Raw genomic sequence first — 14,568 nt, forward strand, 5'->3', positions numbered from 1 at the left:
CGTGCGCCTCGGTTCCTCCTCGGCGGCGCTGGCCGCCCTGCTGGTCGCGGGAGTGATGACGGGCGTCTCGGTGTCGGCCACCGGCTCCGGCCTCGGCGTGCGGACCGCCGCGGCGGCCACCGCCGCCCGGCCGGACACCGGCTCCCCGGCCCGGTACGTCACCCTCGTCACCGGCGACCGGGTCCAACTGGATGCCTGGGGCCAGGTGACCGGCGTCCGGCGGGCCCCTGGCCGTGGACACGTCCCGTTGTCCGTGCGCCGCCTCGGCGACGACCAGTACGTCATCCCCGCCGACGCCGCCGCCCTCATCGGCCAAGGCGTCCTGGACAAGCGGCTGTTCGACGTCAGCGGTCTGATACGGGCCGGCTACGACGACACCCGGCGCGGCACACTCCCCCTGATCGTGTCGTACGAGGGGAAGGCCGCCCAGCGCAGGAACACCCAGAGGTCGCTGCTCGCGGACGGACAAGGGGCCGTCACCGTCCGCCGTGAACTGCCCAGCGTGGACGGCGCCGCGCTCAGCGTCCGCAAGGAGGAGGCCGAGGACACCTGGCAGGCCCTCACATCCGCACCGGGCGTCGAACGGGTCTGGCTGGACGGCCGGTTCAAAGCGGCTGCTGTTCAGGGCGACAGTGACAAGGTCAGCGACAACGTCACGCGGATCGGCGCGCCGACCGCCTGGAACGCCGGGTACGACGGCAAGGGCGTCAAGGTCGCCGTCCTGGACACCGGCATCGACACCACGCACCCGGACCTCGCCTCGGTGGTGACGGAGTCGAAGGACTTCAGCGGCACCGGCAGCACGGACGACAGGGTCGGCCACGGCACGCACGTCGCGGCGACGGTGGCCGGCTCGGGCGCCAGATCCGACGGCCTCTACAAGGGCGTCGCACCGGGCGCGCGGCTCCTCAACGCCAAGGTGCTGAACGACGACGGCGAGGGCACCGACTCCAGCGTCATCGCCGGCCTGGAGTGGGCCGCCGCGCAGGGCGCCGAGGTGGCCAACCTCAGCCTCGGCCAGACGGACGCCCCGGGGGCAGACCCGGTGGAGACGGCCGTGAACGCCCTCTCCGAGAGCACCGGCATGCTCACCGTCGCCGCGGCCGGCAACGAGGGCCCGGGCGCCGGGACCGTCGGCTCCCCGGGCGCCGCGGAGTCGGCGCTCACCGTGGGAGCGGTCGACGGCGAGGACCGGATCGCCGAGTTCTCCAGCGTCGGCCCGACCGCCGACAGCGCGCTGAAGCCGGACCTCACCGCGCCGGGCGTCGACATCGTCGCGGCGAAGGCGGCGAACGGCGTTTTGGGCGACCCGGCCGCCGACGGCTACGTCTCCATGTCCGGTACGTCGATGGCGACACCGCATGCCGCGGGCGCCGCCGCGATCCTGGCGCAACGGCACCCGGACTGGACGGGGGCGCGGATCAAGCAGGCACTCACCGCGTCCACCACGCCGACCGCCGGCCTGACCGGCTACCAGCAGGGCACCGGCAGGCTCGACGTGGCCCGGGCGCTCGGCCAGAGCGTGGTCGGCGAGCAGATGTCGGTGTCCTTCGGCAAGCAGCTGTGGCCCCACACCGACGACCGGCCGGCCACCCGGCGGGTCACCTACCGCAACGACGGCGACCGCCCCGTCACCCTGGACCTGACGGCCACCGCGACCGGCCCCGGGGGCAGCGCCGCTCCCGACGGCATGTTCACGCTCAGCACACGGCAGCTCACCGTCCCCGCGGGCGGCACCGCAAGCGTCGACCTCACCTCGGACACCCGCACCGAGGCGGCGGACGGCGCGTACTCGGGCACGGTCGCCGCCACCGCGCAGGGCGACGGCGACGGCAGGTCCGTGCGGACCTCCTTCGGCGTGATCCGCGAGGCGGAGGCGTACGAGCTCACCCTGAAGTTCCTCGACCGTGGCGGCAGGCCCGTCAGCTCGCCGCTGACCGAGATCATCGGCTACTCGGGTGAGTACGAGACCAATGTCCTGGAGGACTCCCAGCAGATCGCCAAGGGCGTCTACAAGGTGCGCGTCCCGCGCGGCGACTACGTCCTGGACACGCTGATCGGCGACGGCGGCAGCGAGGGCACCTCGGCGCTCGTCCGGCCGAAGCTCTCGCTCACCAAGGACGCCACGGTCACCTTCGACGCCCGTAAGACCAAGCCGGTCCGGATCACCGCCCCCGGCGGCGCGAAGATGTCGGCCGGCTACCTCAACTACCGCATGGAAACCGGCGGCACCCGCTACAACACCACCCTCCTGTTCTCGGACTCCTTCACCGACCTGCGCACCGCGAGCCTGGGCCCGGCGCCCGCCGCGGGGAGGCTCAGCACCCAGCTCAGCGGCCTGTGGCAGAAGGGCAGCACCACCTACAACCTGCTCTACAACCTGCCCGACCGCTTCCCCACCGGCTACCAGCACACGGCGCGGATGAGCGAACTGGCCCTGCTGAAGCGGAACATCGGCTCCTCCGTCGCGCACCGCAAGGGTTCCGTCAACGCCCTGTGGTACGGCCCCGAGCTGGGGCTGGGCACGATCAGCGACCCGTTCCCGCTGCCGACGACGGCGAAGACGTACGTCACCACGCCCAAGGGCTTCCGGTGGACGGTCAACGTCGGCCAGCTGAACGCCGCCGGTGAAGAGACCGACGTGTTCTACGACGACCAACGGGTGTCCTACCAGGCGGGCCGGACGTACGAGTCGACGTACAACGTCGGCGTCTTCAGCCCCATGGTCGGCCAGGGGTGGGGCGCGCAGCGGGTCGGCGACACCCTCGACCTGTGTGTCCCCGACCTCGTCGACGGCGCCGGACACCCCGCGTCCTCCGTCGCCGCACGACACACGACGGTCACCGCGGGCGGCCGTACCCTGCTCGACAACGACGGCGACCTCTGCCAGACGGTGGAGAACCTCCCGGCGGCGTCCACCCGCTACACGATCGGCACGGACCTGACCCGGCCGGCCACGGTCGCCGGCACCACCAGCCGTCTGACCGCGGCCTGGACCTTCACCTCGAAGCAGCCCGCCCAGCCGGCCGACTCGAAGGCGATGCCCCTCTCCACCGTCCGTTTCCACCCGAAGCTGACCCCGGCCGGCACGGCCCGCGCCGGCCACCGCACCACGGTCCCCCTCTCCATCGAGGGCCCGGCCGCCACCCACCTCAAGTCCCTCGCGGTGAAGGTCTCCTACAACGGCGGAACGACCTGGTCCAACGCCCCGGTCACCACCAGGAACGGCAAGAGGACCCTCACCCTGACCCACCCGAAGACGGCCAGGTCGGTCTCCTTCAAGGCCACCCTGACCGACACCACCGGCAATACGTACACGGTGACGATCCTGAAGGCATACCTCCTGACACAGGTCCTCCCGTAGGTTCCATGGCATGGCTGACGAACCTGACGAATGCTTCGGGAATCCACGCCTCGCCGAGATCTACGACGCCCTCGACCCCGATCGCGGCGACCTCGACCCCTACCTCCGGATGGCGGAGGGGGTCGGGGCTCGCCGCGTTCTGGACATCGGCTGCGGGACCGGTGTCCTCGCGCTACCGAGGTGCACGGCCCGTTGGAAAGTGCCGGTCGCGCTGCGGGAGGACGCCATGCCCTTCGTGCGGGACTACCGGGCCGTGCCGCACCAACTCACCCTCGGCGCGACGCTGTCGGGCAAGTGCATGTACCTCCGTCACCTGGCCGCCGGACTCGCCCGACAGCCCGTCGCCCTCGTCGGCATCGACTGCAAGCGCGGTGTCGAACTGGCCCCGTTCGCCCCGCGACTCTCCGCGCTCGCCACCGACCCGGGACGAAGCCGCCGAACTGCTGCCCGTCCTGATCAAGGAAATGGAGGACCGATACGACCTGATCAAGGTCAGGCAAGGCATCGCCCCCGATCTCCCCGACGAAGAGATCACCTCCGACATCTGGGGCCTGCAAGAGAGTGAACGGCCTGTGCCCGTCGTCCTGTTCGTCGACGAGGTGGCCGAGCTCTTCCTGATCGCCACCCGCAAGGACGAGGAACGGCGCGACGAGATGGTCACCCAGCTCATCCGCCTCGCCCAGCTCGGCCGCGCGGCCGGCATCTACCTCGAGGTCTGCGGGCAGCGCTTCGGCGCTGAACTGGGCAAGGGCGCGACCATGCTCCGGGCCCAGTTGACCGGCCGCGTCCGCCACCGCGTCAATGACGAAGCCTCCGCGAAGACGGCCCTCGGCGACATAGGCGGCGACGGCGCGTTCGCGAGCACGCGCGCCGCCTGATCCGAACCGCCTGGGCGCTCGGCGCACGCAAGGACCTCGAACACCTCCGCCTGCGCGCCTGGGCACACATGCTCGGCTTCCGCGGCCACTTCTCCACCAAGTCCCACCGCTACTCCACCACCCTCGGCGCACTCCGCGACGCCCGCGCCGAATGGCGACGAGCCCAGGCAGCAGCAAGCGAACCCACTCCCGAGACGACATACGTACTCGCGCACTGGGTCTTCGCCGGAACCGGCCTCTCCGACGCCGAAGCCTGGCTGGCTGCGTCCATCGAGCCCGCCCCCGGAACGGAAGGAGAACCGACTCGTGGCTGACCGCTACCTCACTGTGGCGCAGGTGGCCGAACTCCTCGGCACCACGGAGCGCTTCCCGCGCCGTCTGATCGCCGAACGACGCATCACGTTCGTCAAGGTCGGCCGTCACGTCCGCATCCCGGAGCGTGAGCTGAGCGCGTTCATCGACGCCAACACAGTGCAGCCGATCAGCCACCGGCGAGGCTCGCTGCGGAGGGTTGCCCGATGGCCAACAAGAAGGGGCAGCGCAGAAGCTTCGGGTCGGTCCGACAGCTCAAGTCCGGTCGCTGGCAGGTCCGCTACCGCGACACCGAGACGGGGCTACTTCGTCCGGCCGAGAAGACTTATCCGACCAAGAGCGACGCCCAAGTCGCCCTTGCCCAGATCGAGGCCGACATCACGCGCGGCCAGTGGTCGGACCCGGACGCCGGGGCGGTGAACTTCGCGGAGTACGCCACGGCATGGCTGCGAGACCGGAAGCTTGCCGACCGCACCCGTGAGCGGTCTGAGTCCGTCGTGCGGCTGCACATCCTTCCCATCTTCGGTGCCGGGACCATGGCTGACGTGACGACGACTCGTGTGCGGAGCTGGCGGGGAAAGCTCCTCGCGGCCGGCGTCGGTGAGCCGACGGTGGTCAAGGCGTACCAACTGCTGCGGGCCCTGATGAACACGGCCGTGGACGACGAACTGATCCGGCGCAAGCCGTGCCGCATCAAGGGCGCCGATCGCTATGACGTGCCCGAGCGGCCGGTCCTGTCGGTCGCCGAGGTCTTCGCCGTCGCCGACGCCATTGCGCCGCGCTACCGGCTGCTCGTCCTCCTATCCGCGTTCACCACTCTGCGCTTCGGTGAACTCGCCGCCCTCCGTCGTCGGGACATCGACTTGGAGGGGCTGACCGTCAGTGTCCGTCGTTCTCAAGCCGAGTTGCAGGACGGCCGGCTCTTCGACAAAGCGCCGAAGACCGCTGCCGGGGTACGTGCCATCTCGTTCCCCGCCGAGCTGCTCGACGACGTGACACGCCACCTGGATCAGTTCGCCGCGTCTGGCCGCGACGGGCATGTCTTCGTCGGTCCGCAGGGCGGCCAGCTCCGGCGGAGCAACTTCCGTGACGACTGGGTGTCGGCCAGGAAGGCCGCGGGGATCACGTCGGAACTCCACTCTCACGATCTCCGCCACACCGGCAACACGCTGGCCTCGACTGCCGGTGCCAGCACCCGTGAGCTGATGACCCGCATGGGCAACAGCAGCTCGCGCGCCGCGCTGATCTATCAGCACATGACCAGCGACCGTGACCGGGCCATCGCTGATCGGCTCGGAGCCATGATCCGCAGAAGCGTGGAAGAGCCATCAGGCTCGTCTGATCTGGAAGTATCGAAGTAGCACCACAGAGCCAGACACGGAGGAGCCAGACAGGGCTCTCCAACGTACCGCTCGTAATATTGCATCAGCTGCTGTGACGAAAACATTTGACTGGATGGCCAGGGCTCTGACCTGCGAATTTTAGTGACTGATGTGGTCTGGAGCGCGTGCTATGATGCACTCAACTGGGCGCCAAGTGCGCCCAGTTCGAGTATGGGTCTCTTTCTCCTTCAAGGAGCAGGGGCCCTTTTTCGTGCCCCAGGGCCCCCGAAACCTGTTCGGGGGCCCTTCGTCATATAGGAGGTTGCTGTTGCCCACTTTCGTATCGGCTTCTGCTCTCGGCCTGCCGATTTGGCTGCTGGCGCTCGCTGTTTTTGCTTTGCTGGCCGTGCTACTGCTGGCCGCCTTCATTGGCTGTCTGGCGGTGCGACGCGCTGATCGCAGAGACCTCTCCCAAGTGCTTCTCGGGCTGAGTCACGTCATCTCGTCCATGTGTGGCCTCCTTCCGTGGGGGCGGCCGTCTTCACCCCCGCAGTTGTCGGCAACCGAGTCCGGTTCTGCACCCAGTACGGGCATCGTCGTAGTCATGCAGGCCAACGGTGCTAGGAATCTAGTTGCCGGGGAGAGGGCCGACGGGTGACAAGGCGTAGGAACGAGGAGTGCCCAACTGCGAGCACGCAACTGTTCAGTACGGTGCTGGGAAGCTTGAGCACAGGTGACCTGGTGGCCTTCCTGATGCATGTCCTGTACGGCTACTCGACCAGGGACATAGCCGCGCGCTTGCGCCGAGACGGGCGTGCCGTTGACCAGCAGATCGCCAGAACGTACGCGAGTCTCAACCGGCTCCTTGAGGAGGAACTGAAGGGGCGCGGCGGCACCCTGTTGGTTGACGAGGAGCTACGGCGCTTGATCCGGCGAAGCATGGTGGAATTTTGGGCGCCATGGTGCGAGTGGTGTGACCACGCCTTGCCGACGAGAGTGACGCACGTCGACTTCGAAGCCGTCCTCTGCCGAGACGCTCCGCTCTCTCGGCCTCGTGGACGGCCTCGCCGCTACTGTTCCGCTGCTTGTCGGCAGAAGGCCTATCGGTGGCGTCGCGCTATCGCGGAGCAGCCGGTGGACGCAGAGTGACCTGTGGCGGCGGGACGGATGGTGTGTCGCCCTTGAGCGGTTGCCGGGGCGACGAGCCCTCTGCCGGATGATGTGGCACGCCTGTGGCACGGGGTGGGAAACGAAGAAGGGCCAGCACGGGAGGAAACTCCTCCTGAGCTGGCCCTTTCCTCTGTGCCCCCGGCAGGATTCGAACCTGCGACACCCGCTTTAGGAGTTCGATCTACGCCCGCCCCTGGGGCCGTCGTCGGCTGGTCCGACGGTCGTGCGGGGGTGCTGGTGTGTGCCGCCGTCCGGCCTCGTTGATGTCAGCGTTGGATGTCAGGTTCGTTCACCCCATCCGCCCTCTCTAGGGCCGATGGTAGGCAGAGGCGTCGACGCCATGCTCAGGCGTCCTACCGAAGGTCACGTAAGCGGGGTGCTTTAAGTCGCCGACCTCCATGAGGGCGAACAGATCTAGGTGATGGTTCGCGAACCGATGCAGGTACTGAAGGAACAGCTCCAGTTCCTCGTCGGACAACCGTTCCTCGTGCCGCTCGTTGCGCATGTGCTGCCTGCCTATGGGCTACCGATTGATGGGGATCTCGTAGACGACCTCGCACAGGGCGGCGGGCACCACAATGTCGGCCGTCTCCACGGGACGGCCCTCGTCGCTGTAATACGTCCGCCGGATGTGCGTGACGAGTGCGGCCTTCTGGATGCCGAGTAGCGACGCCTCCTCGGCGTTCGCCTGCCTCGGCTCGGGCTGCTCCACGGCGTGGCTGACGGTGACTCCGATCGCGGCCATGCGGTTCACGACGCCTGTCCCCGCATGGGGCCCTCCTTCGGGCAGGACGACGAGAGTGCCAGCGGTGAGGTCGTACGGCTCCCAGCTCGTCGAAAGCTGCACCGGCCTGCCGTCGGCCAGAAACTCGTAGGTCGTGCGGACGCACAGCTCGCCCTCGGCGATACCGAGACGCGCCGCGATCTCCGTCGGAGCCGGCACCTTGGCGTCGGTCCGGCTCTCCCAATCGCCCTGCCTGCCTACCGCCTTCATGTCCGTGCGAAACGGAGACCCGGCTGGCTGCTCGCGCGCCGAGGAGCGGACGACTCGCACGCGCTGCCGGGGCTCGGCGACGTACGTGCCCGACCCCGCGCGGCCCTCCAGCACGCCCTGGGAGATCAGCAACTCCTGGGCCCGACGGACCACGTTCTCGCCCACGCCGCACTCCTGGCCGATCTGAGCGCGGGACGGCAGGCGGTCTCCCGGCTCCCAGACGTGCTCCACGATCCGCCGCCGGAGTTCCTCGGCGATACGGAGATAGGGCGGTTGCTCAGGCATATGGAAAATCTAGTCCACTAGCTCTAATCTAGTTAACTAGCTTCACTCAAAGTGATCGCTGGTGACGGAGGCTGTCCTGTGCCCGCTTCGGGAGTTAGCGCGGCGGCCATCGCCGCCCGGCTGTCCGCCCTCGGGCTGCACACGCGAGTGGAGGAACACCCCCGGCACACGTCGGTGGAAGCGGAGGTGCCGGACGCGCTCTCCGCCGAGTCATGGCGGGAGGTCCTGGACGTGATGGCTGAGGCCGACCGGTTCGGGCTCCTGGCCACCAGTTTGAACGGCCGCACCCTCTGGGCGGTCGTACGCAAAGCGGTCCCCACGACGGGCGATGTCGGGGGACCGAGCCTTCAGCGATAGGAGCTGAACAGCGTGCTCAACCGTATCCGCCGTGCCCTCTCCCTCACCAGGGTGCGGAACTCCACAAGGGGCAAGCACCGCCGCCCGTTAACGCCCTCCACGCCTCCGGCGCTCCTTCCCGCCCCCGTTGACGTGTCGCCCCCCGTCCTGAGCCGGGCCCCCGCTGGCGACGCGGCTCATCGACCCGTGCTAACGGGGGAGGACGTCGCGCTCGTCCGCCCGTACGTGCTGGCCTGGGAAAGCCGCGTGCGGACCCGCGCGGTGGTTGTTGCCCCTCACCTGTCGGCCGACGCCTGGTCGGCCCTCGCGGGGGTCAGCTGATGCCGCCTCGTCGACAGCCGCACCTTACGGACACCTCGGCCGTCCCCTACCGCTCGACGGCCTGCCGGATCGGCACGCACCTCGCCTGCGCGGAGTCCTCGCCGGCCTCGGTACCGGACGACCTCCCGGTGGTCTACGAAGTGTGCGACTGCCCGTGCCACTTGTTGCCCGACCGGTCCACACTCGAGGGGGTGACGCAGTGAGCAACCGGGCCTTCGGCGGCGCACTGGTCTCCAACATCGAGGTCACCGCGACCACCGTGCAGCGCGGCGACATCATCCAACTCGGCGGTCGTGCCTGTCGGGTGAGAGACCTCTTCCAACTCCCCCAGGGAGCAAAGCAACTGGTCTTCGAGTCGGGAGAGTTGCTGACCATACACACCCGCACCCGGCTCGTAGCCGTGCGGACACTGAGAAGGCGGTGACCGGGCCCATGCCTTCCCGCCACCAAGACATCGCCGACGACCTGCGCCACCAGATCACGAGCGGGCGCATGCAACCCGGCGAACGCCTTCCTTCCGAAAGCGTCCTGGCCGACCGGTACGCGGTCAGCACAGTGACGCTGCGGCATGCTCTCGCGATGCTCCAGGGCGAAGGCCTCGTCGAAAAGATCCACGGAAAGGGCAACTTCGTCCGCCGCCCTCTTCGCAAGATCATGTACGTCGGGGGCTGGGGAACGCTGGACCCGTGGACCGCGGCCAGCCCGGCCTTGCGCGTCACCGTTCGCAGCAACACCGTTCAGGCCGACGGGCACCTCACGACTCTCTTGAAGGTGCCCACGGGCAGCCCTCTCGCAGAGTTCTTCTGCCTCAGCCTCGAAGGGGAGTCACCGCACGGGCTGGCCCGCATCTACCTGCCGCGTGACCTGGCTCCGGCCGGAGTGCTCGACGACGACTCCGCGTGCCAAGAGGCAGTCACAAGATTCGCCGTCCTCGGCCCTCCGCCGGCCGCTGTCCGGGAGACGGTGTGCGCCCGCCCAGCGACGCCGGACGAAGCCGCAGCTCTCCGGATCAGCCCCGCAGCAGTCGTCCTCGCGATCACCCGCATCGCGACCGACTCCACTGGCCGCGTCGTCGAAGCCGCGCTCCTGGCCTTCCCAAGAGATCGCGTCGACGCGGTCTTCACCACCCACCACGTGATCGATGAAAGGCAGACTCAAGGATGACGGCGCCGAATGAACTGCGGCTTCTCCCGTGGGCGGGTCCGGAAGGAAAGCCCTGCTACCTGAGCACCGACGACCGGGGCGGCTACATCTCCCGCCTAGCGGACAACATCGAAGCGGCCCAACTCGGCGCTGCGGCCGATCTGCTGGAACAGGCCTCGAAAGCCCTCGACGACCCAGACGCGAACCCGGATGAGACACGGCGCCTGGCAACAGAACTGACCGGAGCTCTGTGTGACGTCCTCCGCGTCGCGACCAGCCGCGGTCACCTCCTGGCGGTGAGCGAACTGCAGGGGATCTGAGGGGCCGACGCGAAACGGCGTTGACCGAGGACAGTCCTTCCAAGCGGGGAGGGGAGCCCAAGCACCAACCTGGGCTCCCCTCCCCACAGCGTTTGCGCCTCAGCCGACAACAGTCCGCCACAATGGCGGGTGCGCCGACTGACCGACCAGGCGCGCGTATGTCTCGCTGCACTCCCACCGACCTCAGCCACGCTTTCGGTGGCCGTGGGCCAGCCTTCCGGCGGCAGGCTGAAGAACACACAGCTCCGGGGCTTGGGTCTTGGGCAACGCAGCAGGTCACGGGTTTGCACGGGGCAGTGCAGGCCGGACGAGGCCACGGATAGGACACTGCTGGCAAGATCAGTTCGGGGAGGACGAGGGTGGCAGTCCGCGCGCCCCGTGGGTCTTGGCTCTGGTGAGCTTGGCTCCGGTGAGCCGCGCCCCTCGCAGGTCGGCATTGGTGAGGTTTGCTCCGGTCAGGTTCACACCGCGTAGGTCAGCACTTGTTAGGTCGGCGCCGCTAAGGTTGGCGTTCGACAGATTCGCGCTGTCCGTGACGGCACCAGAGATGATCTTGGATTGTAGTGACTTGTCAGCAGCGCTGAGCTTCGCGCCGTGCAGCTTCGCGCCGGTCAGGTCCGCGCCCTGCAGGTTGGCATCAACCAGGATTGCCTCGGTCAGGTTTGTTCCTTGAAGGCTTGCACCTGTGAGATCCGCGTCCCAGAGAACAGCATTGGTGAGATTGGACGATTCGGTGCCGATTGGCGCGTCCGGTCGTCGCCCCAGCTCGGCCTCGTGCAAGTTCGCGCTGCTGAGGTCTGCACCGGTCAGGTCCGTCTCAACAAGTCCCGCGCCGGTCAGGTCTGCTCCGTACAGTTGGGCATTGGCCAGGCTTACGCGCAGGAATGTCGCTCCGCTCATGTCGGCTTCGCCAGCGAACGCGTTGCGCAGATCTACTCCCGCAACCACTGCATGCCGTAGGTCCGCACCCTCCATGATCGCGTAACTGAATGAGGAACGCGTGCGGGGAAGTTCGCCGCCCTTGGAGATCTTCGCGATGTCCTTGATGTCCCAGGTGGACAGCGTCAGGCCCCGCAGGTCCGTTTGGTTCCAGTCGAGCTGCGCACCGTTGTCGTGGCCAGGTGGGCGGCGGGCCAGTACATTCATCACGGCTGCCACATCAGTGGACGGTCGACGTTTGAGTGCCACCGCAAGGTCCTTGGGCTCTTTCACGAAGCCGCTGGGCGGTACGGGTGCGTGGCTTCGCATGTACGCCGACAGGACCGAGATGATCCTGGGCTGATCGCGAGGCGAGTCCTGCATGATGCGCTCCAGCGCGTAGATCCCTCCGAAGCGCACGTCCAACGACGGCGACCCCAGGTTGGTGATCGCGTCGTTGAACCGGCTGGTGAGCTGTGCCTGTTCGGCGACCCGTACTTCCCGCCAGGTGAACAGCAGCGCCAGCACTGCGGCCAGGCCAGGCAAGGTGGCCACCATGAGCCCGAGCCATTGGGCCCGGCCCAAGCCGCCGGCACCCTGCATGCCCGCACTGCGGCTGCGGCGCCGTTGTCCGACCGCGCGACTGCGAGCGATCCGACTCGGTCTTCCACGGCCTGTATTGCTCCTCACCTGGTCCATGGCAACCGACAGACACCGAAACGAGCTGACGCCACACCGGCGAGGCACCCGATCGCCAGGGTCACCCGCAGGCTTCGCGGCGCCACCCAGCACGAGCTCGTACACCGGTCGCCTTCGAGGAGCGCGACAGCACGCTCCGGCCCACCTACGACGCCGCCTGAGCCCTCAGCTTGGGAAGCTTGGGTTCTACGGGCTCGACAATCCCGCTGACCTGCTGTCGATCCGTGTCATGGCCTGGGGGCGTCTCTGAGTGGGTGACCGCTGTTCCCCGTGGCTCCCCGCAGTATCTGGCACGAGTCTGGCACGGGGCGCGTTCAGGCGGGTTAGTCAGTCGCGCCGCGGCCCTGGCACGCCGATACCGGATCTGAGATCGGTGGAGGCGGTCAACGAGTGGGCCGCGGCCCTGAGACCGTTCTCCCATCCCGGGAGTTCGTCCGCGTCCATCCATTTGCTGTAGCCCGCTGCGATGGAGAGGAACTGTGTCTCCTCCGGGGTGCGGGCTGCGACTGTCATCGACAGCCGGTCGACCACGTCCTTGGGGCTCAGCTCGGCATTCGCGAGACCGACCGCGAGGCTTACGAGGAGCCAGCGGCCGGCCGTCTCATCGTCGGGAAGGGGTACGCCGAGTTCGTGCAGGGTTTGGACGTACAGTTCACGGATCTCGGTCTCGTCGCTCCTGCGTGGCAGGCCGGCCAGTGAACGCAGGGCGGGGGAATCACGCCCGTCGACGAGTGCATGAGCAGCAAGCATCGGGAGCTCCTCGGGTGGGAGTATCTCCGCCACATACCGCCAAGCGCTGTCCTGCAATCGGTCCATGCACTCATCGTGAGAGCAACGAGACTTCCTGGCCAGCTGATTGCCGTTTTGGCCTCGGCTCCCTTGCGGAGCGACCTCTTCGTCCCGAACTCTCGGCTGGAGGGTCATTGAGGTCTGGTGGGGTGGTCAGCTGGCCACGGAGGGGCGTTAGCGGTCAGCTGAGGTTTCGGTGGTTGCTGTACTCCGTTGCTGTGCAGCGGTCAGGGGATCATGTCGTTGATGTCAGCCCTGGACGTCATCTCACACAGACTGGGGATCACTTTCGACGCCTGCGTGCCTTCGCCTTGCGTTCGGCTTCCTTGCGCTTCTCGATGGTGTACGACGACCACTCGCCACGGTGCAGGTTGCATCGCGACGCACCCACCATCGCCAGCCGCCGGCACCGAGTGCCCTTCTCCGTGAGCGCTCCACACCTGGACTGCGTAGGAGCCACGTCTCCCACCTCCGGTCTCGGCCGTTGTGCGGACCAGTGCAGGATTGCCGTGCACATGTCTTCCATGGAAGGTGCACTGCCCCGCGCAGCGGTGCACGGCGGCCCAGGGAGGTTGCTTGGGGGCGCACGCTTTCCAACTGTGTTGGTGGGGCGTTGAGCTCTGTGCAGAAGCGTTCACCTGCGTTCATGAGCGGTTGGCTGTCCGGGCGGGGACGGCTCGGGGTCTCGCCTGAACCGTCGTGAACGGAGCTGAATGAGACGGAAACTGAGACGGCGGCCGGCGGACAGCGTGCCTTGTCAGACCCATGGTGAATGATCCCTGGCATGGGATACGAGCTTCACATCACGCGGGCATCGGACTGGATGGACAGCGAGGAGTACCCGATCGCGTTCGATGAGTGGATCGCGTTCGCTCGGGGCTGCCCAGGGCTCCGCGAGGATGGGTACCTCGACCTGGTCGACGTCGGTCGGCAGCCGGGCTTCACTTGGAGCAGCCCGGGGGGTGCCTCTGTCGGGCTCCATTGGTACGAGGGAAGTGTGACGCTGTCCGGCGCGCATGCCCCTGATGTTGACCGGGCTTCCCTGGCCGACCTCGCAGCAGAATTGGCAGCGAACCTCGTCGGGGACGACGGCGAGCACTACACAGGGACCCGCGGGAACGAGGGCGTAGAGCACTGAGCTTGGGAAGCTCAGGGCGTCTGGGGCTTGCTCCAGGCCTGACCTGCGGCGGCGGGACGCAGACGTGCGGTGGACGGCCGATTAGTTCCCCGCTGTTCCCCGTGATTCCCCGCACGATCTGGCACGCGTCTGGCACGAGTCATTCGTCGTCACACCGCTCCAAGACCAGGCCTACGGAGCCCTCTTCGAGCCCGTTGTTCTCCTCCAAGTGGAGATGAGCACCGTCCGGCGTGCCATCCTGGGCGAGCGTGAGGAGGTGGCCGGCCAGGGTCTTCAACCCGGCAGCGTTTGCCTCTATGACGATCTCACCGCCCAGGTTGCGGACCTCGATGCGTGCGCCTTCCTCCCACGTGAAAACTCTGGTGACTCCATCGGTCGCCGCACTCACGTGAGTGGTCATCGACGGAGCAGCGCTGGGTTTAGGGGACATACTCCAAGCATCGCGTACTCCGGGCCGGACGCGACGGCGAGAACTGTACGGCGAGACATGGGTGACGACTTCTTCGTCCCGAAGCAACTTGGGCGATGTCTGCGCCTTGGGCTGGTGTGCCGCGCACC

The 14,568-nt window shown here is 67.8% G+C and carries 12 protein-coding genes and 3 pseudogenes; 11 read left to right on the plus strand and 4 right to left on the minus strand.

The features are described from left to right. Position 1: 1 nt before the first annotated feature. The 6 genes and pseudogenes from OHS82_RS24025 to OHS82_RS43550 all read left to right on the plus strand — a co-directional run bounded on the left by OHS82_RS24025 (position 2) and on the right by OHS82_RS43550 (position 7,025). Entirely contained in the window at positions 2 to 3,364 is a 3,363-nt protein-coding gene (locus OHS82_RS24025; protein WP_328434447.1) for a S8 family peptidase, read from the plus strand. A 196-nt stretch (positions 3,365 to 3,560) separates the two neighbouring features. Then, positions 3,561 to 4,239 (plus strand): annotated as a pseudogene (locus OHS82_RS24030) (FtsK/SpoIIIE domain-containing protein); the annotation flags it as partial. After that, positions 4,218 to 4,556, plus strand: a pseudogene (locus OHS82_RS24035) (replication initiator); the annotation flags it as partial. The pseudogenes OHS82_RS24030 and OHS82_RS24035, both read left to right, overlap by 22 nt. Further along, positions 4,549 to 4,758 (plus strand): annotated as a pseudogene (locus OHS82_RS24040) (excisionase family DNA-binding protein); the annotation flags it as partial. The pseudogenes OHS82_RS24035 and OHS82_RS24040, both read left to right, overlap by 8 nt. A gap of 2 nt (positions 4,759 to 4,760) precedes the next feature. After that, on the plus strand, positions 4,761 to 5,915 hold the full coding sequence (locus tag OHS82_RS24045; protein ID WP_328434448.1) for a tyrosine-type recombinase/integrase: 1,155 nt from the start codon (positions 4,761 to 4,763) through the stop codon (positions 5,913 to 5,915). A 672-nt stretch (positions 5,916 to 6,587) separates the two neighbouring features. Further along, entirely contained in the window at positions 6,588 to 7,025 is a 438-nt protein-coding gene (locus tag OHS82_RS43550) for a sigma factor-like helix-turn-helix DNA-binding protein (protein ID WP_443061797.1), read from the plus strand. Positions 7,026 to 7,569: 544 nt separating this feature from the next. Here the strand turns inward: OHS82_RS43550 and OHS82_RS24050 are convergent. Continuing rightward, positions 7,570 to 8,325, minus strand: coding sequence for a GntR family transcriptional regulator (locus OHS82_RS24050; protein ID WP_328434449.1), 756 nt, complete (start codon positions 8,323 to 8,325; stop codon positions 7,570 to 7,572). Positions 8,326 to 8,403: 78 nt separating this feature from the next. On the opposite strand from OHS82_RS24050, the gene OHS82_RS24055 reads away from it, so the two are divergent. The 4 genes from OHS82_RS24055 (at position 8,404) to OHS82_RS24070 (ending at position 10,466) form a co-directional block, all read left to right on the plus strand. After that, positions 8,404 to 8,682 carry a hypothetical protein gene (locus OHS82_RS24055; RefSeq protein WP_328434450.1) on the plus strand — a complete coding sequence of 93 codons (279 nt, stop codon included), beginning with the start codon at positions 8,404 to 8,406 and terminating at the stop codon, positions 8,680 to 8,682. 520 nt (positions 8,683 to 9,202) lie between these two features. Further along, positions 9,203 to 9,427 (plus strand): hypothetical protein, encoded by a 225-nt coding sequence (locus OHS82_RS24060; RefSeq protein ID WP_328434451.1) that lies wholly within the window; start codon positions 9,203 to 9,205, stop codon positions 9,425 to 9,427. A gap of 8 nt (positions 9,428 to 9,435) precedes the next feature. Further along, on the plus strand, positions 9,436 to 10,167 hold the full coding sequence (locus OHS82_RS24065) for a GntR family transcriptional regulator (RefSeq protein ID WP_443061834.1): 732 nt from the start codon (positions 9,436 to 9,438) through the stop codon (positions 10,165 to 10,167). Beyond that, complete coding sequence (locus OHS82_RS24070; protein WP_328434453.1) at positions 10,164 to 10,466, plus strand: hypothetical protein; 303 nt, start codon at positions 10,164 to 10,166, stop codon at positions 10,464 to 10,466. The genes OHS82_RS24065 and OHS82_RS24070 overlap by 4 nt, the downstream gene beginning before the upstream one ends. A 339-nt stretch (positions 10,467 to 10,805) precedes the next feature. Here the strand turns inward: OHS82_RS24070 and OHS82_RS24075 are convergent, their stop codons facing one another. Together OHS82_RS24075 and OHS82_RS24080 are read right to left on the minus strand one after the other, a co-directional pair. Beyond that, the gene (locus OHS82_RS24075) at positions 10,806 to 11,987 is read right to left on the minus strand and encodes a pentapeptide repeat-containing protein (protein WP_328434454.1); all 1,182 of its coding nucleotides are present in this window, start codon (positions 11,985 to 11,987) and stop codon (positions 10,806 to 10,808) included. Positions 11,988 to 12,410: 423 nt separating this feature from the next. Further along, positions 12,411 to 12,899, minus strand: a complete 489-nt coding sequence (locus OHS82_RS24080) for a hypothetical protein (protein ID WP_328434455.1) — start codon at positions 12,897 to 12,899, stop codon at positions 12,411 to 12,413. A 757-nt stretch (positions 12,900 to 13,656) separates the two neighbouring features. On the opposite strand from OHS82_RS24080, the gene OHS82_RS24085 reads away from it, so the two are divergent. Next, the gene (locus tag OHS82_RS24085) at positions 13,657 to 14,010 is read left to right on the plus strand and encodes a hypothetical protein (protein ID WP_057577858.1); all 354 of its coding nucleotides are present in this window, start codon (positions 13,657 to 13,659) and stop codon (positions 14,008 to 14,010) included. Between the two features lie 139 nt (positions 14,011 to 14,149). Here the strand turns inward: OHS82_RS24085 and OHS82_RS24090 are convergent, their stop codons facing one another. After that, positions 14,150 to 14,398, minus strand: coding sequence for an Imm32 family immunity protein (locus OHS82_RS24090; protein ID WP_242433102.1), 249 nt, complete (start codon positions 14,396 to 14,398; stop codon positions 14,150 to 14,152). Between the last annotated feature and the right edge of the window lie 170 nt (positions 14,399 to 14,568).

The organism is Streptomyces sp. NBC_00425 (assembly GCF_036030735.1).
Lineage (GTDB): Bacteria > Actinomycetota > Actinomycetes > Streptomycetales > Streptomycetaceae > Streptomyces.

What these genes read in the sequence shown, in the direction of transcription:
- OHS82_RS24045 (WP_328434448.1), top strand. Translation starts at nt 4,761, where the DNA reads ATGGCCAACAAGAAGGGGCAGCGCAGAAGCTTCGGGTCGGTCCGACAG.
- OHS82_RS24050 (WP_328434449.1), bottom strand. Translation starts at nt 8,325, where the DNA reads ATGCCTGAGCAACCGCCCTATCTCCGTATCGCCGAGGAACTCCGGCGG.
- OHS82_RS24065 (WP_443061834.1), top strand. Translation starts at nt 9,436, where the DNA reads ATGCCTTCCCGCCACCAAGACATCGCCGACGACCTGCGCCACCAGATC.
- OHS82_RS24070 (WP_328434453.1), top strand. Translation starts at nt 10,164, where the DNA reads ATGACGGCGCCGAATGAACTGCGGCTTCTCCCGTGGGCGGGTCCGGAA.
- OHS82_RS24075 (WP_328434454.1), bottom strand. Translation starts at nt 11,987, where the DNA reads ATGCAGGGTGCCGGCGGCTTGGGCCGGGCCCAATGGCTCGGGCTCATG.
- OHS82_RS24080 (WP_328434455.1), bottom strand. Translation starts at nt 12,899, where the DNA reads ATGGACCGATTGCAGGACAGCGCTTGGCGGTATGTGGCGGAGATACTC.
- OHS82_RS24085 (WP_057577858.1), top strand. Translation starts at nt 13,657, where the DNA reads ATGGGATACGAGCTTCACATCACGCGGGCATCGGACTGGATGGACAGC.